The sequence below is a fragment of the Chromobacterium indicum genome (genome assembly GCF_039708975.1).
Taxonomy (GTDB): domain Bacteria; phylum Pseudomonadota; class Gammaproteobacteria; order Burkholderiales; family Chromobacteriaceae; genus Chromobacterium; species Chromobacterium piscinae.
Window position 1 is genome coordinate 36,080 of record NZ_JAYFSJ010000015.1, and the last position, 21,310, is coordinate 57,389.

Sequence of the window (21,310 nt, forward strand, 5' to 3'; positions counted from 1 at the left end):
TGGTTGTTTATAGCTATGGGCTATGGTTTGAAAAATGGCTTCCCGCCGCCAGCGCGGGCGGAGTCGCCGGGTAAATGGGGTTGCGCGGTTTTACAGCGCGGGGGCGCGATCCGGCTCCGGAGACGGCGCGGCCGCGTGGGGCATGGCGTCGCGGGTGGCGACCTCCAGCGTCACGTCGCCGTTCAGCCGGCATTGGCAGGCCAAGCGGTAGGGACCCGATTCGAATCCCATTCGTTGGACGAAATCGCGCTCGTTTTCCGCTACGGGGCCCAGCAAGGACGCGCCGTGGTGCACCTTGACCAGGCAAACGCCGCAGACGCCGGAGCGGCAGCCGAAGGACAAGTGTTGTTCGCCGTAGTATTCGAATTCGAGGTCGATCAACGGGCTTTCCGCCGGCAGTTCGAGTTGCTTGTGCTCAGGCAGCAGGGTGATTACCGGCATAGAGCGTTCTCCTGTTCGATCGAGGGCAGGGCGGCCGGATTCTGGTCGCTCAGCAATGTGTATCGGTGGCGCCGCAACGCATGGCGGGCGGCATCGAGAAAGTGGGAAGAGCCGCTGACCACGGCCAGACCCTGGGTCGAGGGCGAAGGCAGGGCCGCCAGCGCCTCGTTCAAGGCATCGTGTTCGTCCAGCGGCAGCAGCGTCAGCGACAGGCCGGCCCAGGCCGCCGCCAGTTTTTCCAGCCAGGGCCGTTCTGCCTCCAGATAGCCGGAGGAGGCCTGCCACAGCAATCGGCAGCGGTGTCCTGGCCGGCGGCGGGCCATCCAGTCCAGCATGGCGCGGGATTGGGCGTAGCCGGATTGGCTTGCGATCAAAATGTCCGGCAGGCGCCTGTCGTCCGTCAGCGCGATCGCGCCGTGCGGCAGGCTGATCTGCAGCGAGCCGGCATCCAGCGCCGCGAACAGCTGCGGATTGCTGCGGCTGTCCCGGCGTCGGGTGACGTGCAGCTCCAGGCTGGCGCCCGGTTGCAGTCCTGCGATGGAAAAGAAGGGTCTTCCGTCCGCCAGTTGAACCTGGATCGCCTGGCCGGGCCGCACATCCGGGTGGCGGGATGGCAGGCCCAGCGTGACGCGCTCGGTGGCCGCGTCCAGCCGCTGGCGGCTGAGCACCGGCGTTTTCAGCGCGGATGACTCAAGCATGGACGGCTTCCTTTTGCAGCAAGGGCATGACGCCGCCGCAGAAGTGGCGCATTTCGTCGCGGGACGGCCAGCCTGAAAAAATGAAATTGCGGATGCCGTGGCGTTCGTATTCCCGGATGTAATCGGCCACTTCTTGATAGCTGCCGACGATGGCGATGGCGGGGCCGCCGCGGTAGGGGACCGCACCGGTCCACAGATAGGGAGACGGCCAGTGGTCCGGATATTGTTCGGCGAGGCGGAAACTGCCCTTGACGGCCTCGGAGTCGCAGCGGGAAACGAAGTCCTTGATGAAGGCGCGGTGTTTTTCATCCGGGCGGGCCATCATTTCCGCTATCGCGTCCAGGGCCTGCTCCCGCGTCTCGCGGGCGATCACGTGCAGCCGCAGGCCAACTTCCTTGCCCGCTTGCAACAGCGGCGCGGCATGGACGCCTACCTTGGCCGGCAGGTCGCCGTAGCACAGCCAACAGTCGGCGCGCTCTTCGGCCAGCGCCTTGGCCGGCGCGCTGGCGCCGCTGACGTAGATGTAGGGGCGGCCGTCGCCTGGGTGGCGCAGGCCGAGGGTGGCCGCTTCGATCTGGTAATGCTGGCCGTGGAAAGTGACGGGTTCGCGGCTGGCCCACAGCGCCTGCATGACGCCAAGGAACTCGTCGGCGCGGCGGTAACGATCGTCATGCTCCAGAAAATCGCCGTAATAAGCCTGTTCTTGCGGAGAGATGCCGGCCACCAGATTCAGGTCCACGCGGGACTGTCCCATGCATGCCAGGGTATTGATGACCTGCGTCAGCAAGGTCGGCGACATCAGGCCCGGACGATAGGCGAGGATGAAGCGGACGCGGCGGGTTTCCCGCAGCAGCGCGGCAAGCAGGGGAATGGGGTCCGGCATGTAACAGCTCATCGGCATCAGCAGCGAATCCACGCCTGCTTCTTCCGCTTCGCGGGCGAAGCTGATCATGGTGTCGACGTCGACCACGCCGGCATCGAAGCCGCCGCTGGCGCTCTGTTGCCCGCTATCCAGCGGCAGGCTCCAATGTATGCGAACAGTCATTTGCTGACGATCTCCAGAAGAATGGTTGCAGGACTAATATATTACTTCGACATATTTTTTGTTAAATCCTATGGAAAATGAGATTTAACGATTTGGAATGGTTTGATTTGATAATTAGTAATGATGGACTGTTCTGGAATGAAAAACGGGCTCATGGCTAAGCCATGAACCCGTTGCGGGGGTGGGCAGAGGCGTCAGGCGGGGCTGGGCTGGGCCGTGACCGCGCGAGGGCGGATATAAGCTTGCAGCGGCATCCACAGGCCGAAGGCGAGCAGGGCCGCGCCGATGAACAGCCACTGGAGAGGAATGCGGTTGGCCAGCAAGGTGACCAGCAAGCCAGACAGCGGCAGGCTGAGCTGGTTCAGCAGCACGATCACGCTGATGACCCTTCCCAGTTTCTCCTTGGGAATCCAGTGCAGCCGCTCGGTGCGGATGAACACGTTGAAGAGGCCGCACAAACCGAAGCTGAGCGCATATCCCAGCACGAATATCGAATAGTGGCTTGCCAAGCCCATCAGGACGCCGCCGCTGATGATCAGCGCAAAGGCCGCCATGCCCAACTGGTAGACGGATGCCCGGCGCAGCAGCCAGGGCACCAGCAGGAAGCTGGCGATGGACAGCATGCCCATGAAGGCCTGCAGCGTCGCGTAGACCTGGTCGGTCTTGCCGAACACGCCGACAGTGACGGCGGCGCTGGTCGATAGCGCCAGTCCGACCACGAGATTGACCAGCATCGACAGCGCGACCAGGGCCAGCAGCACGGGAGCCTGTCTCAGCGTGGCGAAGCCGTGCTGCAAGCTGTCGAGGAACAGCGGTCTGCGTTCGGACGGCTGGCTGGCCGCGCGCGACGGCATCGGCGGCAGCGTGCAGACGCCGGCGGCACTGACGGCGAACACGCCGCAGGCCGCCCACAGCAGTTGGCTGGGAGCCAGCCACAGGCTCAGCGCGCCGGCCAGCGCCGGGCCCAGCACCCCTGCGGAATAATCTATCGCTTGCAAAATGCTTTGCGCTTTCGGCATCTGTTCCGGCGGCACCAGCATCGGAACCGTGCTTTCCAGCGCGATGAAAGCCTGGGCGTAGCAGGCCGCGCAAATCGCCATCAGGATGGCGGCCATGGCGAAGCTGTGGCCCGGCCACATCGCGAGGCCCAGCGCCGCCAGCAGGCAGGCGCCGGCCCGGGTGCCGTCGGCCAGCGCGTAGACGCGGCGGCCGCCCAGCCTGTCGGAGAACGTGCCGGCGAGCGGCAGCGAGATCACGCGCGGCAGCCACTCGCACAGAAAGGCGAGGCCGGACATCGTCGCGCTGCCGGTGCTGTGATAAACGATCAGCGGCACGGCGAACATCAGGAACTGGTCGCCCAGCGCCGACGCCGCCCGAGATCCAAGAAACGACAGCATTCGCAGATTGTTCATGCCGGCACCTCGCGGACTTCTTCCTGGAGGCGGGGATGCAGGGTGACCGCGGCGAACAGCGCCTCCATCCATGTTTGCAGCGCGGTCGTCGACTCGGCGCCGACCACGCCGGAGAACGGCACCTCGAAAGCCTGGTAAGTGATGTTGCGCGGCAGCGGCGTATCCCTCGGCAGCACGCTGTGGCGCAGCAACTCGGATGATTTGCAGAAGGACTGGTGGCCATCCAGCTCCACGAAACCGTCGGGCAGGTGATGGCCAGGGAACACGAACCATCCGAAGAAGGTCGTCTTGCGCAACGAGCCGGGCAGGTCTGGCTGTTCTCCGCACAGGATGGCCAGTTCCTGGGCCGGCAGGTAGATGCCGGTCGCCATCTCGAAGGTGTCGACCACGTCGGCGCCGCCGACCCGGTTGGCGATCTCGAGGAAGACCCAGTCGCCGCTGCCGTTATCGTCTATGACTTCGAGATGGAAAGCGCCGGAGCGCAGGCTGATGGCGTCGATGGCGCGTTGAACCCACTGCTCCTGCGCGGCGTCGAGTTTGAATTGCACCGAACCCAGCGGTTGGCCCTTGGCGTAGTCGAGGCAGGTGCCGATGTAGCGGCTGCCCACCAGCGCGACGACCTTGCCGTTGTGCACCAAGCCGTCAAGGTGCAGCAAAGGACCGGTGATGAAGGTTTCCACCTCGAAGCGCTCCGCGTTGGCGTGGAGGTCTTGGTCCAGGCGGGGGATGCCGGCCTGGCGGCTCTCCAGCGCGCTGGCCAGAGAGGCCGGATCGTCGAAGACTTGGACGTCTTCGCTGGAGGCACCGTCCACGGGCTTGATGACGGTGCGTCCCGGCCATGGGGCGCCGCCCTGGGCAAGGAATTCGGCGAGCGGCAAGGCTTGCGGCACACGCAGTCCGGCCGCGGCAGCCCTGTGTTTCATGATCAGCTTGTCCCGGACGGCCATCACTTCGTCGATGCTGGCGCCAGGGACGCCGAGCGCCTCGCGGACCTTGGCGGCATCGAGCAGCTCGTACTCGGAAAGGGAAATCACCCGGTCGAAATGCAGTTTGAGATCGGACAGAATCGCCAGCACCTCACTGGCGGTATCCTTGAGGCCAGGCCGTTCGAGCCGGGCGCAACGCAAACCTTCAGGCAGGTTTGCCAATTGTTTGGCGGTGCCGATGTAGGTGACGTTGTGCCTGTCGTGGTCGATGCCGAGATGGTAGTTGATCTTTTGATAGGGGATGCGGTGTAGGATCAGGATGTTCATGAGACTTTCCAGGTTCCATGCCGGCGCGTGCGCGATGCGGCGAGGCCGGCGGGCTGAGTTATGGGTGTCTCATGTTAAAGGCGTATTTCAGGGCGAAAGAGAGAGCGGGAGGAAAAACAACTGTGACGGTTTGGAATAGATGCTGCGGGCGGGTTCAACGAAATGCAAAAGGCGGATATTGCGGGGCAGCGTTGGGAAATCAGTTTGCGGGGAATGCAGGAGGGAACAACCGGAATGAACGCAATGTCATGAAATGGCGCAAGCGCTTGATTTGGTTGGCGCACCCGACAGGGATCGAACCTGTGACCTTCAGCTTCGGAAACTGACACTCTATCCAACTGAGCTACGGGTGCGCTGGCACTTGCAATCAAGTGAACGCATCATACCGCAAACATCTAATCCGAGTCCAGAGTATGGTTTTTTGCCTTGCGAACTTGCATACCGTATAATTAACCAGTTTTAATTGTCATTTTTTCAGGCGAGGCTTGGGATGAGTAATGAGAACGGAATGGCCCCCGGCCAGATCGTAAAGGTGCTGGTCAGCGTCGTTGTCTTCCTTGTCGTGGCGATTTGGCTGTTGGCCAAGCTCGCCACCAGTGGTTTCAATGTGGATGCCGAGGTGATGACCAAGGAAGCCGTGGCAGCCCGCCTGAAGCCGGTCGGCGAGTCCAAGGCCAGCGACGCGCCGCCGGGCATGCGCACTGGCGAGCAGGTCTACAAGGGCATCTGCATGTCCTGTCACGCCACCGGCCTGGCCGGCTCTCCCAAGTTCGGCGACGCCGGCGCCTGGGGACCGCGCATCGCCAAGGGTTGGGACATGCTGGTCAACCATGCCTTGCATGGCTTCAACGCGATGCCGGCCAAGGGCGGCGCGACCGATCTGAGCGATGACGAAGTGAAGCGCGCGGTCGCCTATATGGGCAACGCCGGCGGCGCCAAGTTCACCGAGCCACCGGTTGGCGGGGCGGGCGGCGCGGCCGCTGCGGCGGACCCGGCGGTGGTCGGCAAGAAGATTTACGACAGCGTGTGCGTGGCTTGCCATGCCGCGGGCCTCGCGGGCGCGCCGAAGTTCGGCGACAAGGCGGCATGGTCGGCGCGTCTGAAGCCGGGCATGGACGAAGTGGTGAAAATCGCCACCAAGGGCCTGAACGCGATGCCGCCCAAAGGCGGCTATACCGGTAGCGATGCGGAATTCCGCTCTGCCATCGAGTATATGGTCAATAATTCAAAATAAGCAGCATTTGATATAAAAAATCACCCAATTGGCATTGGGTGATTTTTTAATGCTTTTGGTATTTTGTGAAATGTCAATGCTTATGACTTGCTAAAAAGGACAGGTGGCAGCTTGGCGGATATCGGGCATCATTCGCTCATCTGATTGACCGATTGGCTTTCCAGCCCTTCAGTCAGGTGAGGTTCCCCAGCCTCGCTTCACCCAGAGATGTTCCTCATTCTTCTTTATGGCGCCTCGCGGCGCCATTTTTCTTGCCCGCTCAATCCGTCGGCGTTTCGCCCGATTTGTCCTTGCCGGCCAGCATCGCGGTCAGGTTGGCCAGCCGGGATTTTCCCTCGCTCTTGCTGACCAGTGGCTCGGCGCCGGGCTTGCCGAAATGGCGCAGGTCTTCGCCGTCGATTTCGCTGATGAAGCGCGACGGCTCGATGAATTGCCATTCGCCGGCGCGGCGGCGCTTGACGCAGTAGCTGAGCGTCAGGCTGCGCTGGGCGCGGGTGATGCCGACGTACATCAGCCGCCGCTCTTCTTCCACCATGCCGTTTTCCACCGACTCGCTGTGCGGCAGGATGCCTTCCTCGCAGCCCACCAGGAACACGTGCGGGTACTCCAGGCCCTTGGACGCGTGCAGCGTCGACATTTTCACCGCGTCCACCTCGCCTTCGTCGCGCCCTTCCAGCATGGTGATCAGCGCGATGGTCTGCGTCAGCTCGATCAGGTTTTTGCCGTCGGCCTCACCCTTTTTCGCCAACCAGGCCACCATTTCCAGCATGTTCTTCCATTTGGTTTCGGCGATCTTGGGGCTGTCCTCGCTGTCGTACAGCCAGGCTTCGTAGCCTATCGCCTGCAGCAGCTCCATCGCCAGCTTGCCGGCTTCCTCGCGGGTGGCGCGGTACTGCAGCTGGGTGATGAATTCGCAGAATTGCTCCAGCGGCGCCAGTTGCGCCTGCTGCACCTGCACCCGCAGGCCGGCGTCGTGGGCGGCGGCGAACAGGCTCTTGCCGTACTGGCCGGCCCAGGCGCCCAGCTTCTCCAGCGTGCCGGCGCCGACGCCGCGCTTGGGCGTGGTCAGCGCGCGGATGAAGGCGGGATCGTCGTCCGGGTTGGTGATCAGCCGCATATAGGCCAGCAGGTCCTTGATTTCAGGCTTGTCGAAGAAGCTCTGGCCGCCGGCCATCTGGTAGGGGATGCGCTGGTTGCGCAGCGCCTGCTCGAAGATCCGCGCCTGGTAGTTGCCGCGGTAGAGGATGGCGTAGTCCTTGAACTCGGTCCGGCACTCGAACTTGTGGGCGAGCAGCTTTTGCACCACTGTCTCCGCCTCGTGTTCTTCGTCCTTGCACTGGACCACGTGTATCGGTTCGCCTAGGCCCAGCTCGCTCCACAGCTGTTTTTCGAACAGCTTGGGATTATTGGAGATCACGCTGTTGGCGGCGCGCAGGATGCGGGCGGTGGAGCGGTAGTTCTGCTCCAGCTTGATCACTTTAAGCTGAGGGAAATCCTGCTGCAGCAGGCGCAGGTTTTCCATATTGGCGCCGCGCCAGGCGTAAATGGACTGGTCATCGTCGCCCACCGCAGTGAACAGTCCGCGCACGCCGGCCAGCAGCTTCACCATCTGGTATTGGCAGGTATTGGTGTCCTGATATTCGTCCAGCAGCAGGTAGCGAAGCTTGCCCTGCCATTTGAGCAGCACTTCCGGGTGGGTGCGGAACAGCTGCACCGGCAGCCGGATCAGGTCGTCGAAGTCCATCGCCTGATAGGCAGTCAGCGTGTCCTGATAGGCCAGATACGTCTTGGCGCAGACGCTTTCCCACTGGTCCTGCGCCGCCAGCAGCATGTCGTCCGGCGTTTTCAGATCGTTCTTCCACAGCGAGATCTGGCTCTGTACCTTGCGTATTTCATCCTTGGCGGTGGTGTTCAGGATGTCGGCGATGATCTTGCCGGCATCGTAGGCGTCCAGGATGGAGAACTGGGTTTTGTAACCCAGATGCGGCGCTTCCTGACGGAGGATGTGCATGCCGAGCGAGTGGAAGGTGGAGACGGTGATGCCGCGGATTTCGGCCGATGTCATCAGTTTGCTCACCCGCTCCAGCATTTCGCGCGCCGCCTTGTTGGTGAAGGTGATGGCGGCGATGTGCCGGGCCGGAATGCCGCCCTCGCGCACAAGATGGGCGATCTTGTAGGTGATCACCCGAGTCTTGCCCGAGCCGGCGCCCGCCAGCACCAGCAAGGGGCCGTCAAGGTAATGGATGGCCGCGCGTTGCGGCGGATTGAGCAGGGGAGCGGACATGGCGGTCGGGCCCGGACGGGCGCAGCAAATCGGTAATCAAGGCCATGCATTGTAGCATGGGGTATCATGGCTTATCGCGGATGGCGTCCCACTCTCGCAGCCGATCCGCCACTCAAGGAAACAATATGGCCATCTACGCAATCGGCGACATCCAGGGCTGTTTCGAGCCGTTCCAGCAATTGCTGCGGCTGATCGACTTCAATCCCGGCAAGGATACGCTGTGGCTGACCGGCGATCTGGTCAACCGCGGACCGCAGTCGCTGGATGTGCTGCGCTGGGTGTTCCAGCACCAGGACCAGGTGGAGATGGTGCTGGGCAACCACGACTTGCATCTGCTGGCGGTATCGGAAGGCTTCGGCAAGCTCCATCGCGACGACACCATAGAAGACATCCTCAACGCCGCCGACGGCAAGGTGCTGCTGGACTGGCTGCGCTGCCAGCCGATGATGCTGGAGGGCCAGGGCTACGCGATGGTGCACGCTGGCCTGTTGCCGGAATGGACGATTTCCAAGGCGCTCCGGCTGGCTGAGGAAGTGGAGTTCGGCCTGTCGGGCACCCGCTACCGGGAGTTTCTCGGCCGCCTGTACGGCAATAAACCCACGCGCTGGACCGATGATCTGAAGGGTGTGGATCGGCTGCGCCTGATCGTCAACGTGATGACGCGGATGCGCTTCCTGACGCGGGACGGTGAGCTGGACCTCAGCTACAAGGGCGAGTTGGACGGCGCGCCGGCCAATCTGGTGCCGTGGTTCGAGGCGCCGGGCCGCCGCCACGGCGGCACGCCCATCATCTGCGGCCACTGGTCGGCGCTGGGCGTGCATCTGGACGAGGATATCCTGGCGATAGACTCGGGCTGCCTGTGGGGCGGCAGCCTGTCGGCGCTGCGGCTGAATGACAGGCAATTGTTTTCTCTGCCTTGCCCGGCCTATCGGGAAATCGCGCTTGCGGCGGGCAGATAAATAAATTTTTAGCAAAGCTGGCAAGCGGCAAGGCTTATTGTCATAATTGCCGCCTCCGCCAGCTTGTTACCTTAGCATGAGCTATCTGTCCATTGAGTTCGCCCTGGCTTTCGTCGGTTTTTTTACCGTCTACTGGGGCTGCCGCCGCATGCCCAGCATGCAGAACCTTCTGCTCCTGCTGGCCAGCTATTTGTTCTACGCCAAGCTCGATTGGCGTTTCGCCTCCATTCTTGCCGTCTACACGCTGGTTCAGCATGGCCTGAGCCGGCGGATGAGCGCGTCCGCCAGTCCGCGGCGTTGGCTGCAGGCTTCCTTGCTGCTGGCTGTGGGCAATCTGGCCTTGTTCAAATACTTCGATTTCTTCCGCGAAAGCGCGCAGGCCGGCCTTAACGCGCTGGGAGTGACGGCGCTGCTGCCGGCGCTGGACATCCTGATGCCGGTGGGGATCTCCTTTTATACCTTCCAGTCGGTCAGCTACTTCGTGTCGGTGTACCGCAAGGAGATCAAGCCGGCGGCGCTGCCGCAGTTCGCGTTGTTCCTGGCGTTCTTCCCCACCCTGCTGGCGGGGCCGATCTGCCGCGCCGGCGATCTGCTGGAGCAACTGCGCAGTCCCGCCCGGCGGCAGGTGGCGCAGCTGGACCGCGCCTTGGGCCTGATCGCGCTGGCCTTGCTGAAGAAGCTGTGGCTGGCCGGCTGGCTGGCCAGCGCTTGGGTGGACCCGGTGTTCGCCGCGCCTGACACTTTCCATACCCTGGAGGTGTGGGCGGCGTTCTACGCCTACGCGCTGCAGATCTACCTGGACTTCTCCGGTTATACCGACCTGGTCACCGCGTTGGCGCTGCTGCTGGGCATCCAGCTGCCGCGCAACTTCGACGCGCCCTACCTGGCGCTGAACCTGCGCGATTTCTGGCGGCGTTGGCACATCTCGCTGTCCAGCTGGATCCGCGACTACGTCTACATCCCGCTGGGCGGCAACCGCGATGGCTTCGCCCGCGCGCAGATCAACCTGTTGGCGGCGATGCTGCTGTCCGGCCTGTGGCACGGCGCTAGCCTGAAATACCTGGTGTGGGGCGCGATGCACGGCCTGGGCGTGGTGGCGTTGAACGTCGGCGACAAGCTGTGGCGGCGCGACGCCGTCAGCGGAGCGTCGCCGTGGCTGGCGCGGCTGATCACTTTCCATTACGTGTGTCTGGCCTGGGTATTCTTTCGCGCCCAGTCGCTGGATGAGGCGATGGATTTCCTGCGCGCGATGTTTGCGCACTCCGGCCAGGAGCTGACGCTGAACGCGCCGGGCTTGCTGTTGTTGCTGGCGCTGTGGCTGGCCGCGCTGCCCACGCTGTCCTCCCTGCCCGAGCGCTGTTTCGGCCGGCTGGCCGCGCTGCCGTGGTGGGGCAAGCCGCTGCTGTTGAGCGCCATCGCGCTGTTGGTGATCTCGCTGGCGCCGTCCGGCATCCCCGCTTTCATTTACTACCAATTCTGACGATTCGACCCTCGCCATGCTCGCCGCCTATCCGCACCGCCGCATCCTCGTCATCCTGCTCAGCTGCATGCTGTTGCTGTTCTGGCTGGAGCAGGCCGCCGTCAACGCCTACTGGCGGCAAACCTTCCACGCGCCCAGCCTGCTGGAGCGGCTGGACGCGCTGTCGCCATGGAGGGAAGGCGGTTCGCTGGGCGGAGGGTTGCGCCGGCACAGCGAAGCGCTGCAGCAGCAGGTGGGCGGTTGGGACCGCCGCATGATAGACAGCTTGAACGCCTGCTGTCTGAAGCCGAGGCCGGCACCGGCAGCCAAAGTCGCGGTACCCAAGCCGCAGGCCTCGGCTGCCGCGGCGGCGGCTGTCAAAGCGGTGGATTCCCGCCTGCTGCTGGAGGAGGGACTGCCAGTGTTGCTGGCCGGCGATTCTATGATGCAGGGCGTGGCGCTGCATCTGTTGCCGCCGCTGTTCCGACAACATCAGGTCAAGGCGATCGATATCAGCAAGCAAAGCACCGGCCTCACCTATCCGGATTTCTTCAATTGGCCGGCGACGGTGGAGCGCCAGCTGGCGGCCAATCCCAAAGCGCAGTTGCTGGTGATGTTCATCGGCGCCAACGATACCTGGGACATGGTCAACGGCAATCATTACATCCGCTTCGCGTCTCCCGACTGGGAGCAACGCTACCGCGAGCGGATCCGGAGCATTCTCGCCAGCGCAAGCAAGCGCAAGGTCAAGGTGCTGTGGCTGGGCCTGCCCAATATGAGCCGCGACAAGATGAACGACGGCGTGCACTACCTGAACCGCCTGTACCGGGAAGAGGTGGCGGCCGGGGGCGGACGCTTCATCTCCACCCGCGAGGCGCTGGGCAGCCAGGACGACAGCTTCAATAAATTCATGACATTGCCCGACCAGGGCGAGGTGGCGGTGCGTACCGCCGACGGCGTGCATTTCACCCGTCAGGGCCAACTGCTGCTGGCGCGCCGCGTGCTGGCGGAATTGAGGTTCGAATGACATTCAAGGCAATCGCGCGCGCGTCGCGCTGGATGATGGCGGCCGCGCTGGCGGCCCAGGCGCAGGCTGCGCCGGTGCAGGATTTCGGCGAACCCAACCTGGCCCGCCTGGCCGCGCGCTTCAGCCTGCAGGGCGAGGCGCAGCCGCCGGTGCGGGTGATCCAGTTCGGCGATTCGCACACCGCCGCCGACTACTTCAGCGGCGAATTGCGCGCCCGGCTGCAGGCGCGCTACGGCGACGCCGGCATAGGCTGGCTGCCGCCGGTCAATGTGCCGGGGCAGCGCAACGCGCTGGCCTATATGCGCAGCGAAGGCTGGGCGCTGCGCAACAGCCGCCGCGACACCGATCCGGACTTCCCGCTGGGCGGTTTCGTCGGCATCGCGCAACGGCCAGGGGCCAGCATCGCGGTGCGCCCGCGCGTCGAGGACAAGGGCTTGTGGCGGGTGCGGATCTGGCTGCGGCAGAGCGCGGACGGGCAGGGCTTGATCGTGGACGACGGCAGCGGTCCGCGACGAGCGCAGGCTAACGCCGGCGCGGGCTGGCAGCGGGTGGAAATGAAGCTGAAGCTGCCGTTCACCTTGCGCGCGGATAGTCTGCCGGCGCCGGAAGTGGGCGGTTATGAGTTGGAAAAGCTGGCGCCCGGCGTGGTGCTGGATACCGTGGGCAGCAATGGCGCGGAACTGGCCTTGTGGCGCAGCTGGGGAGGGGCCTGGGGCAGGCAGCTGGCGGCGCGGGAGGCTGATCTGGTGATTCTGGCCTACGGCACCAATGAGGCTTTCGACCCCAAGCTGGATCTGGACGAATACCGCGCCACATTGCAGGGCGCGGTCAGCCTGGTGCGCAGCCAGTTGCCGCAAGCGGCCATCCTGCTGCTGGGCGCGCCGGATTCGGCGCGAAGCAAGGGCGGGGCGGTCAGCCGCGAGTGCGCGGCGGGCCCGCAGCGGCCGCTGATGTTGAGCGCGGTGCAGCAGACGCAGCGCCAGTTGGCGCGCGACAACCATTTGCTGTATTGGGATTGGCAGCAGGCGATGGGCGGACTGTGCAGCATGCGCGCGTGGCGGCAGCAGCAACTGGGCCGCCCGGATATGGTCCACTTCACGGGACCGGGCTATGTCCGCCTGGGCGACGACCTCTACGAAGGCCTGAGCCAGCGGCTGGCGCGCTGAGCGCTCAGGCGCCGGTTTCCGCGGCCGGCGCCGGCTGCGGCTTTTCCTCCAGTTGCAGGCGCAGGCCGCGCGCCACCTGAAACCTGGCCTGTTCCGCCAGCAGGAAGCGGTTGTCCAGGCCGGCGTCGCCGGCTTTCAGCGGCAGCCCGTAGCTGATCTCCACCTCGATCTGCGGCACGCTCAACACTTTGCCTATGCTTTGAAATAGCGAAATGTCGTCGATGTAGGCGGCTTCCCGCAGCAGGCTGCCGTCCGGCCGCTGATAACGCAGCGATACCGGCTGCACGGTGCCGCCAGCCAGCAGCGCGGCCTCGAACAGCGAGGCCTTGAACGGCAACAGGCCGCTGCCGTCCGAAGTGGTGGATTCCGGGAACACCGCCATGCAGCCGCCGTTCTTCATCGCGTCGGCCAGTATCTGGTTGACGCGGCTGGCGTCGCGGCGGTTGCCGCGGTCGATGAACAGCGTGCCGGCCACGTAGGCCAGCCAGCCGATCAGCGGCCACTTGCGGATTTCGCGCTTGGCGACGAAGCGCGACACGGTGCAGCTGTTCAGTGCCACGATGTCCAGCCAGGACACGTGGTTGGCGACCAGCAGGGTGTTGGGCGGATAGAAGCCTGGGTTGACGCCCTGCACCTTGATGCTGACGCCGAGTATCTTCAGCGCGTGCTGCGCCCAGCGGCGGGTGACCACCGCGCGCTCGGCCTGGGCCAGCCGGGAATAGCGGGTGGCGACGATGAACACGCCGACGGCCAGATGGCCGAGCAGGCGCAAGACGCGGCCGCAGCGGGTGGCGAATGAAGTGGTGGCGGGTGACTTCAAGATCGTTACGGTTTCAAGTCTGAGGGATGACAGGCCGCCACTCTATCACGGCTGGCACAGCGGGCAATAGTAAGTGCTGCGCTGGCCCTGGCGGATGTGGCGTATGGGGGTGCCGCAACGGCGGCACGGCTCTTCCTGGCGGTTGTACACCATATAGCTTTGCTGGAAGTAGCCGGGCTTGCCCTCGCTGTCGACGAAATCGCGCAGCGTGCTGCCGCCGGCGTCGATCGCGCGCCGGAGCACCGCCTTGATTTCGGCCGCCAGCCGGTCGCAATCCGCGCGGGACAGATCGCAGGCCGGACGCGACGGCGAGATGCCGGCGTGGAACAGCGACTCGTTGGCATAGATGTTGCCGACGCCGACCACCACGTGGTTGTCCATGATCACCAGCTTGATCGGGCTGCCGCGGCGGCGCATGGCCTGGAACAGCGCTTCGCCGCCGAAGGCGTCGGACAGCGGCTCCGGCCCCAGCGCCTTCAGCAGCGGGTGCAGCTCGAGCGGGCCGATATGCCACAGCACGGCGCCGAAGCGGCGCGGGTCGCGGAAGCGCAGCACCTGATCGCCCAAGAGCAGGTCCAGGTGATCGTGCTTCTGCGGCGGCGAGCCGGCCGGCATCACCCTCAGGCTGCCGGACATGCCCAGGTGGATCAGCAGGGTGCCGCTCTCGCACTCCAGCAGCAGGTATTTGGCGCGGCGGCGCACGGCCAGCACTTTTTCGCCGGCGACGCGCTCCGCCAGATCCGGCGGCACCGGCCAGCGCAGACTGGGATTGCGGACAACGGCGCCGCGCAGGATGCGGCCTTCTAGATGCGGCTCTACGCCGCGGCGGGTGGTTTCGACTTCGGGCAGTTCTGGCATGGTCAGGCGGCGATTCGGTAAATGGTGCAAAGATGAAAACCGGACATGCTATTCTACGCGTTCAACAGGCTTTGAGCAGGCAACTTAATCCATGCGAATGAAACCGCTGAAACGATCCCTCCCGTTGCTGCTGGCGCTGCTGCTGTCGGCCTGCGCCGGCGTCAAGCCTCCGGCGGCCGCGCCCGCTCAGCCCGAATCGAAACCGGCGGCCGCGGCCGAGCCGGACGAGGCCGCGCTGCCCAAGGTCGAACTGTCGCCCGAAATCCTCTATGGCGTGCTGGCCGGCGAGATCGCCGCCCGCCGCGGCGCGGCCGGCTCCGCCGGGCTCACCTACCTCGATCTGGCGCGCGAGACCCGCGATCCGCGGATGGCCCAGCGCGCCGCCGAATTCTGCCTGTTGTCCGGCCAGTTGAAGCCGGCGACCGAGGCGCTGCAACTGTGGATAGAGCTGGATCCCAATTCCCTGCCGGCGCGCGAGCAGCTGTTCATCACGCTGATGCGCGGCGGCAAGCTGGCCGAAAGCAAACCCTTGATCGAAGAGCTGCTGCGGCTGGAGCCGCAGCGCGCCCCCGCGATCTTCGTCCAGCTGGCGCGGCTGAGCGCCAGGCAGGACGGCGGCTCGGCTCCGTCTTACCGCCTGGTGGAGGAACTGGCCGATCGTTACCCCGATCTGCCGGAGGCCCGTTTCGCGGTGCTCGCCGCCGCGGCGGACAATAACGACCAGGCCGCGGTGGACCGCGAGTTCGACCGCCTGGCGCGCATCGCGCCGAAATGGGACCTGCCGGTGGCCTGGCAGGTGGACAGGCTGCGCCGCAAGGACATCAATGCGGCGGCGGAATTCCTGCAGCGCGAGCTGGCGCGCCGTCCCGACGCCGGGCTGGAGCTGCAGACCGCCTACCCGCGGCTGCTGGTCGGGGCCAAGCGTTTCCCCGAGGCGCGGGCCGCTTTCGAAGCCTTGCTGAAGACGCATCCGGATAATGCCGACCTGTTGTACGCGACCGGCCTGCTGGCCTACCAGATGCGCGATCTGAAAACCGCCGACGACCGCCTGCAGCACGCGCTGGCCAGCCAGTATCAGGAACAGGACTTCGTCCGTTACACGCTGGGACAGATCGCGGAGGACAGCCGCGATGTCGAGCGCGCCGAAAACTGGTACCGCCAGGTCGGCCCCGGCCAGCAATATCTGCCCGCGCAATCCCGGCTGGCGATACTCGAGGCCGGAAACGATCGTCTGGAAGAGGCGCTGGCGCGTCTGAACGGCCTGGGCGGCAACGACCAGGAGAAGGTTTCGGTGGCCTTGCTGCAATCGCAGCTGGCGCGAGAAGCCAAGCAGCCGCGCCGCGCTTACGAAGTGTTGACCCAGGCGCTGCAGCGGCAGCCGCGTTCGACCGAACTGCTGTACGAGCGCTCGCTGGTGTCCGACATGCTGGGCAACACCGGCAATGCCGAGCGCGACCTGAAACAGATTTTGAAGGACAAGCCCGGCGATGCCCAGGCCTTGAACGCGCTTGGCTACACGCTGGCCAACCGGACCACGCGCTACCAGGAAGCCTATGGCTACATCGAAAAGGCGCTGAAGGCGGAGCCGGGCAATCCGGTGATCCAGGATAGCCTGGGCTGGGTGCAGTACAAGCTGGGCCGGCTGGACGCCGCGCGGCGCAATCTGGAAAAGGCCTACGCCGCGATGCCGGACCCGGAAGTGGCGGCGCATCTGGGCGAGGTGCTGTGGAAGCAGGGCCGCCGTGACGAGGCGATGGCCGTGTGGCGCAAGGAGCTGGCGCAGCATCCCGGCCATGAGGTGATCTCCGAGGCGATGCGCCGCCTGGGGGCCAAGCCGTGATCCGGCGCGCGCTGCTGTTGTCGCTGGCGCTGCTGCTAGCCGGTTGCGCCAACGAGGCTTTATTCCGTCCCAAGCCGTCGCTGGAGGCGGCGGCCGACGCGCCGTTCAGCGTCAGCGGCCGCCTGTCGGCCAATCTGGACGGCAAGGGCCATGTCGCCAATTTCGACTGGCGGCACCAGCCGCCGCGCGACGAGGTGGCGATCAACTCGCCGCTGGGCAACACCGTGGCCAAGGTGCTGCGCGATCCCGGCGGCGTGACGCTGCTGGCCGACGGCAAAAGCTGGCAGGCCGACGACGTGGAAAGCCTGACCCGGCAGGTGATGGGGTGGCCGCTGCCGCTGTCCAATCTGGTGTGGTGGATACGCGGCCTGCCGGCGCCCGGTCTGGAAAGCCGCGTCGACGCCGACGGCAATCTGGAGCAGCAGGGCTGGCATATCCGATTCGTCCGCGACGCCGACGTCGACGCCGACCATCCCAAACGGGTGGAAATGCAGCGCGAAGGCCTGACCGTCAAGGTAGTGGTGCAGAGCTGGCAGTAAGCCAGCTTCCCCGCGCCCTCCGAATACCCATCATCCAGATACAGAACAAGATAGACATGCGGCATCCGTTTCACACCTATCCGGCTCCGGCCAAGCTCAACCTGTTGCTGCACGTGGTCGGCAAACGGCCCGATGGCTACCACTTGCTGGAGACTGTGTTCCGGTTCATCGATTTCGGCGACACGTTGCGCCTGGCCGTCCGCGACGATGGCGCGATCGAACTCTTGACGCCGACCGACGGCGTGCCGCCGGAGCAGGATCTGACCGTGCGCGCGGCCCGGCTGCTGCAGCAGGAAAGCGGCTGCCGGCTTGGAGCGAGCATCGAGCTGGAAAAACGCACGCCGATGGGCGGCGGCCTGGGCGGCGGCAGCTCCGACGCCGCCACCGTGCTGATCGCGTTGAATCGCTTATGGGGGCTGGGTTGGCCGCGCGAGCGGCTGCAGGCGCTGGGCTTGAGGCTGGGCGCCGACGTGCCGGTTTTCATCTTTGGCCGCAATGCGTTGGCCACCGGCGTCGGAGAGGTGTTGGAGCCCCTTTCTTTGAAGCCTGCCTGGTATTTGGTAATTCACCCACAGGTCCATGTGCCGACTGCCGAGATATTCCGGAATTTTTCGCAAAGCATGTTGACAGAGGTAGGTCGCCTCGGCATAATGCGAATCCTCGAAACAACGCAGCAGCGCAGAAATGACCTGCAAAACGTTGTAGAGAAAAGATTTCCAGCGGTGAATGAAGTACTGAGCGAGTTAAGAAAATATGGTTCGCCGCTGATGACCGGTTCCGGCGCTTGCGTGTTTGTGGAATTCGAGTCGAAAGACGAAGCCGATAAAGTTTACCGAGTGTTGTTGAAAAAATATCAGGGATTTGTAGCGGAAGGACTGAATGTCCACCCCCTGTTCGACAGCGCTGAATAAGGTTACTGGGGAGTCGCCAAGTGGTAAGGCACCGGATTTTGATTCCGGCATTCGTAGGTTCGATCCCTACCTCCCCAGCCAGGACTTTCTCCGAATAAGAGAGAGCATGAAAAAAGCGTGTAAGAGAGCCTTACACGCTTTTTCTTTATCCAGCTAAGGCAAAGCGAATCATGGCGGCATACGACAGTTTGATGGTATTTACCGGTACGGCTAATCCGGAACTTGCTCAGAACGTAGTCAAACATTTGGATATTTCGTTGGGACGCGCCGATGTCGGCAAGTTCAGCGATGGCGAAGTGGCAGTGGAGCTGCTGGAAAATGTTCGCGGCCGCGACGTTTTCATTCTGCAATCCACCTGTGCGCCGACCAACGACAACCTGATGGAAATCCTGACCATGGCCGATGCGCTGAAACGCGCGTCCGCCGGCCGGATCACCGCGGCGATTCCCTATTTCGGCTACGCCCGCCAGGATCGCCGTCCGCGTTCCGCCCGCGTGCCGATTTCTGCCAAGCTGGTGGCCAATATGCTGACCAGCGCCGGCATCGACCGCGTGCTGACAGTCGACTTGCACGCCGACCAGATCCAAGGCTTCTTCGACATTCCGGTGGACAACGTTTATGCGACCCCGGTGCTGTTGAAGGACATCCGCGCCCAGCGCTTCGACGACCTGATCGTAGTCAGCCCGGACGTGGGCGGCGTGGTCCGCGCCCGGGCGGTGGCCAAGGCGCTGAACACGGATCTGGCGATCATCGACAAGCGCCGCCCGAAGGCCAATGTGGCCGAAGTGATGAACATCATCGGCGATGTGTCGGGCCGCACCTGCCTGATCGTCGACGACATGATCGACACCGCCAACACGCTGTGCAAGGCGGCCAGCGCTCTGAAGGAGCGCGGCGCCGAACGCGTGCTGGCCTATGCGACCCACCCGATCTTCTCCGGTCAGGCGGTGGACCGCATCAAGAATTCCGACATCGATATGGTGGTGGTGACCGACACCATCCCGTTGACCGCCGCGGCCAAGGCCTGCCCGAACATCCGGGTGGCTTCGATCGCCGGCCTGCTGGCCGAGACGCTGCGCAGGATCAACAACGAAGAATCGGTGTCCTACCTCTTCAATGAGGAACTGGTTGCGACGGGCGCTTGCCTGCCGTAAACATCTGGCCTGCTGGTCGCGGCGGGCCGGGTGCTTTTAACTGAAACTGGAGTTTTACAATGTCTTTTGAACTGATTGCTAGCAAGCGTGTTGATCTGGGTACGGGTGCGAGCCGCCGCCTGCGTCACGCTGGCCAAGTGCCGGCCGTGGTTTACGGCGCCGGCAAGGAAGCCGTTTCCCTGGTGCTGGATCACAACACCATGTACTACGCTCTGAAGAACGAATCCTTCCACGCTTCCGTGCTGGATCTGGTCATCGACGGCCAGAAAGAGCAAGTGAAAGTGGCTGCATTCCAGATGCACCCGTACAAACAGCAAGTTATGCACATCGACTTCACTCGTGTGTGATTTCTGCTGCCGTCGCCGTTCGCGGTGACGGTGAAAAGCCCGTTGTGCGCCCAGGTGGCGGGCAGCGGGCTTTTTTCATTGGAATGAGCGATATGTCTGGCACCCGCCTGATTGTCGGCCTGGGCAACCCGGGCCCCGAATACGAAAAGACGCGCCATAACGCCGGTTTCTGGCTGGTGGACGAGTTGTGCTGGCAGTTCAAGGGCAACTGGCGCACGGAAGGCAAGTTCCACGGCGACGTCGCCAGGATCCAGATCGAAGGACAGGATGTCTGGCTGCTGAAGCCGATGACCTATATGAACCTGTCCGGCCAGGCCGTGCTGGCGCTGGCGCATTTCTACAAGATATTGCCGGACGAGATCCTGGTCGTGCATGACGAACTGGATCTCGCGCCCGGCGTGGCCCGCTTCAAGCAGGGCGGCGGCCATGGCGGCCACAATGGTCTGAAGGACATCGCGGCGCGGCTGGGTTCGCCGGCCTTCTGGCGTCTACGGCTTGGCATCGGCCATCCGGGGGACAAGAAGGAAGTGGCCAACTTCGTGCTGAAGAAGCCGCGCGCCGAGGAGCAGCAAGCGTTGGACGAAGCCATTCTGGCATCCTTGCGCGAGCTGCCGCGCGCGATCGCCGGCAAGATGGCCGAGGCGATGAAGGCGCTGCACACCGAAGCCAAATGATTGCGGGCTGGCGGTCCGACGGTCCGCCGCCATAATGGATTGAAATAGAATTTCTTTAGGAAGACAGCAATGAGTCTGAAATGCGGTATCGTCGGCTTGCCCAACGTTGGCAAGTCCACCCTGTTCAATGCGTTGACCAAGGCCGGCATCGAAGCCGCCAACTACCCGTTCTGCACCATCGAGCCCAATGTCGGCATCGTCGAAGTGCCGGATGCGCGCCTGGCCGAACTGGCCAAGATCATCAATCCGCAGAAAATCCAGCCGGCCATCGTCGAATTCGTCGACATCGCCGGCCTGGTGGCGGGCGCCTCCAAGGGCGAAGGCCTGGGCAACCAGTTCCTGGCCAACATCCGCGAGACCGACGCCATTGTCAACGTGGTGCGCTGCTTCGAGGACGACAATATCGTCCACGTTGCCGGCAAGGTGGACCCGATCGCCGACATCGAAACCATCCTGACCGAGCTGGCGCTGGCCGACCTGTCCGCGGTGGAAAAAGCGATGCAGCGCGAAGGCAAGAAAGCCAAGTCTGGCGACAAGGACGCGCGCGCGCTGATCGCTGTGCTGGAAAAGCTGGTACCGCATCTGGATCAGGGCAAACCGGCGCGCTCGCTGGCCCTGTCCGACGAGGAAAAGGCGCTGATCAAGCCGCTGTGCCTGTTGACCATCAAGCCGGCGATGTATGTCGCCAACGTGGCCGAAGACGGCTTCAGCGGCAATCCGCTGCTGGAGCGGGTGCAGGCGCTGGCCGAGAGCGAAGGCGCGCCGGTGGTGGCGCTGTGCGCGGCCATCGAATCCGAAATCGCCGAGCTGGATGACGCCGACAAGGCCGAGTTCCTGGAAACGCTGGGTCTGGAAGAGCCTGGCCTGGATCGCCTGATCCGCGCCGGTTACAAGCTGTTGGGCCTGCAAACCTACTTCACCGCGGGCGTCAAGGAAGTGCGCGCCTGGACCATCCATATCGGCGATACCGCGCCGCAGGCGGCCGGCGTGATCCATACCGATTTCGAGCGCGGCTTCATTCGCGCCCAAACCATCTCCTACACTGATTTCATTGGCTACGGCGGCGAGGCCAAGGCCAAGGAAGCCGGCAAGATGCGAGCCGAAGGCAAGGAATATGTGGTGCAAGACGGCGACGTGATGAACTTCCTGTTCAACGTCTAAACAGTTCTTCATAAAGCGGGTGGTGGCG

General features: G+C 63.9%; 20 protein-coding genes and 2 tRNA genes. 13 read left to right on the forward strand and 9 right to left on the reverse strand.

Going from position 1 to position 21,310, the window contains the following annotated elements; translation table 11 throughout:
• Nucleotides 1-90 precede the first annotated feature (90 nt).
• The 6 genes from VA599_RS18910 to VA599_RS18935 all read right to left on the reverse strand — a co-directional run bounded on the left by VA599_RS18910 (nucleotide 91) and on the right by VA599_RS18935 (nucleotide 5,202).
• Nucleotides 91-441 (reverse strand): 2Fe-2S iron-sulfur cluster-binding protein, encoded by a 351-nt coding sequence (locus VA599_RS18910; protein ID WP_021478240.1) that lies wholly within the window; start codon nucleotides 439-441, stop codon nucleotides 91-93.
• Nucleotides 432-1,139 carry a ferredoxin reductase domain-containing protein gene (locus VA599_RS18915; RefSeq protein ID WP_021478239.1) on the reverse strand — a complete coding sequence of 236 codons (708 nt, stop codon included), beginning with the start codon at nucleotides 1,137-1,139 and terminating at the stop codon, nucleotides 432-434. The genes VA599_RS18910 and VA599_RS18915 overlap by 10 nt, the downstream gene beginning before the upstream one ends.
• Nucleotides 1,132-2,184 carry an LLM class flavin-dependent oxidoreductase gene (locus tag VA599_RS18920; protein WP_104946120.1) on the reverse strand — a complete coding sequence of 351 codons (1,053 nt, stop codon included), beginning with the start codon at nucleotides 2,182-2,184 and terminating at the stop codon, nucleotides 1,132-1,134. The genes VA599_RS18915 and VA599_RS18920 overlap by 8 nt, the downstream gene beginning before the upstream one ends.
• Before the next feature lie 194 nt (nucleotides 2,185-2,378).
• Entirely contained in the window at nucleotides 2,379-3,596 is a 1,218-nt protein-coding gene (locus VA599_RS18925) for an MFS transporter (RefSeq protein ID WP_021478237.1), read from the reverse strand.
• Nucleotides 3,593-4,849, reverse strand: coding sequence for an ATP-grasp domain-containing protein (locus VA599_RS18930; RefSeq protein ID WP_021478236.1), 1,257 nt, complete (start codon nucleotides 4,847-4,849; stop codon nucleotides 3,593-3,595). The genes VA599_RS18925 and VA599_RS18930 overlap by 4 nt, the downstream gene beginning before the upstream one ends.
• 276 nt (nucleotides 4,850-5,125) lie before the next feature.
• Nucleotides 5,126-5,202: transfer RNA gene (locus tag VA599_RS18935), tRNA-Arg, on the reverse strand.
• A 137-nt stretch (nucleotides 5,203-5,339) separates the two neighbouring features.
• Between VA599_RS18935 and VA599_RS18940 the strand changes: the two genes are divergently transcribed.
• Nucleotides 5,340-6,083: a c-type cytochrome gene (locus VA599_RS18940; RefSeq protein WP_031296731.1), complete on the forward strand. Its 744-nt coding sequence runs from the start codon at nucleotides 5,340-5,342 to the stop codon at nucleotides 6,081-6,083.
• A gap of 259 nt (nucleotides 6,084-6,342) precedes the next feature.
• On the opposite strand, the gene VA599_RS18945 is transcribed toward VA599_RS18940, so the two are convergent.
• Nucleotides 6,343-8,367 (reverse strand): UvrD-helicase domain-containing protein, encoded by a 2,025-nt coding sequence (locus tag VA599_RS18945; protein WP_021478234.1) that lies wholly within the window; start codon nucleotides 8,365-8,367, stop codon nucleotides 6,343-6,345.
• Between the two features lie 125 nt (nucleotides 8,368-8,492).
• On the opposite strand from VA599_RS18945, the gene VA599_RS18950 reads away from it, so the two are divergent.
• From VA599_RS18950 to VA599_RS18965, 4 genes are all read left to right on the forward strand, one after another.
• Complete coding sequence (locus tag VA599_RS18950; RefSeq protein WP_021478233.1) at nucleotides 8,493-9,326, forward strand: symmetrical bis(5'-nucleosyl)-tetraphosphatase; 834 nt, start codon at nucleotides 8,493-8,495, stop codon at nucleotides 9,324-9,326.
• A 76-nt stretch (nucleotides 9,327-9,402) separates the two neighbouring features.
• Complete coding sequence (locus VA599_RS18955; protein WP_021478232.1) at nucleotides 9,403-10,806, forward strand: MBOAT family O-acyltransferase; 1,404 nt, start codon at nucleotides 9,403-9,405, stop codon at nucleotides 10,804-10,806.
• Between the two features lie 16 nt (nucleotides 10,807-10,822).
• Nucleotides 10,823-11,812, forward strand: coding sequence for an SGNH/GDSL hydrolase family protein (locus tag VA599_RS18960; RefSeq protein ID WP_104946125.1), 990 nt, complete (start codon nucleotides 10,823-10,825; stop codon nucleotides 11,810-11,812).
• The gene (locus VA599_RS18965) at nucleotides 11,809-12,978 is read left to right on the forward strand and encodes an SGNH/GDSL hydrolase family protein (RefSeq protein WP_346790053.1); all 1,170 of its coding nucleotides are present in this window, start codon (nucleotides 11,809-11,811) and stop codon (nucleotides 12,976-12,978) included. The genes VA599_RS18960 and VA599_RS18965 overlap by 4 nt, the downstream gene beginning before the upstream one ends.
• A gap of 4 nt (nucleotides 12,979-12,982) precedes the next feature.
• Here the strand turns inward: VA599_RS18965 and VA599_RS18970 are convergent, their stop codons facing one another.
• Complete coding sequence (locus VA599_RS18970) at nucleotides 12,983-13,798, reverse strand: lysophospholipid acyltransferase family protein (RefSeq protein WP_104946127.1); 816 nt, start codon at nucleotides 13,796-13,798, stop codon at nucleotides 12,983-12,985.
• Between the two features lie 45 nt (nucleotides 13,799-13,843).
• Nucleotides 13,844-14,656, reverse strand: coding sequence for a bifunctional DNA-formamidopyrimidine glycosylase/DNA-(apurinic or apyrimidinic site) lyase (gene mutM, locus VA599_RS18975; RefSeq protein ID WP_104946128.1), 813 nt, complete (start codon nucleotides 14,654-14,656; stop codon nucleotides 13,844-13,846).
• A 91-nt stretch (nucleotides 14,657-14,747) separates the two neighbouring features.
• Between mutM and VA599_RS18980 the strand changes: the two genes are divergently transcribed.
• The 8 genes from VA599_RS18980 to ychF all read left to right on the forward strand — a co-directional run bounded on the left by VA599_RS18980 (nucleotide 14,748) and on the right by ychF (nucleotide 21,282).
• Nucleotides 14,748-16,496, forward strand: coding sequence for a tetratricopeptide repeat protein (locus VA599_RS18980; protein WP_346790056.1), 1,749 nt, complete (start codon nucleotides 14,748-14,750; stop codon nucleotides 16,494-16,496).
• Entirely contained in the window at nucleotides 16,493-17,035 is a 543-nt protein-coding gene (gene lolB / locus VA599_RS18985) for a lipoprotein insertase outer membrane protein LolB (protein WP_021478226.1), read from the forward strand. The genes VA599_RS18980 and lolB overlap by 4 nt, the downstream gene beginning before the upstream one ends.
• Before the next feature lie 56 nt (nucleotides 17,036-17,091).
• Nucleotides 17,092-17,946, forward strand: a complete 855-nt coding sequence (gene ispE / locus VA599_RS18990; RefSeq protein ID WP_346790057.1) for a 4-(cytidine 5'-diphospho)-2-C-methyl-D-erythritol kinase — start codon at nucleotides 17,092-17,094, stop codon at nucleotides 17,944-17,946.
• A gap of 6 nt (nucleotides 17,947-17,952) precedes the next feature.
• Nucleotides 17,953-18,027, forward strand: a tRNA-Gln gene (locus tag VA599_RS18995).
• An 89-nt stretch (nucleotides 18,028-18,116) separates the two neighbouring features.
• A complete protein-coding gene (locus VA599_RS19000; protein WP_021478224.1) occupies nucleotides 18,117-19,100 on the forward strand; it encodes a ribose-phosphate pyrophosphokinase in 984 nt (327 codons plus the stop codon).
• A gap of 59 nt (nucleotides 19,101-19,159) precedes the next feature.
• Complete coding sequence (rplY, locus tag VA599_RS19005; protein ID WP_021478223.1) at nucleotides 19,160-19,447, forward strand: 50S ribosomal protein L25; 288 nt, start codon at nucleotides 19,160-19,162, stop codon at nucleotides 19,445-19,447.
• 92 nt (nucleotides 19,448-19,539) lie between these two features.
• Nucleotides 19,540-20,121 (forward strand): aminoacyl-tRNA hydrolase, encoded by a 582-nt coding sequence (gene pth / locus VA599_RS19010; protein WP_021478222.1) that lies wholly within the window; start codon nucleotides 19,540-19,542, stop codon nucleotides 20,119-20,121.
• A gap of 69 nt (nucleotides 20,122-20,190) precedes the next feature.
• A complete protein-coding gene (ychF, locus tag VA599_RS19015; protein WP_021478221.1) occupies nucleotides 20,191-21,282 on the forward strand; it encodes a redox-regulated ATPase YchF in 1,092 nt (363 codons plus the stop codon).
• Nucleotides 21,283-21,310: the final 28 nt, after the last annotated feature.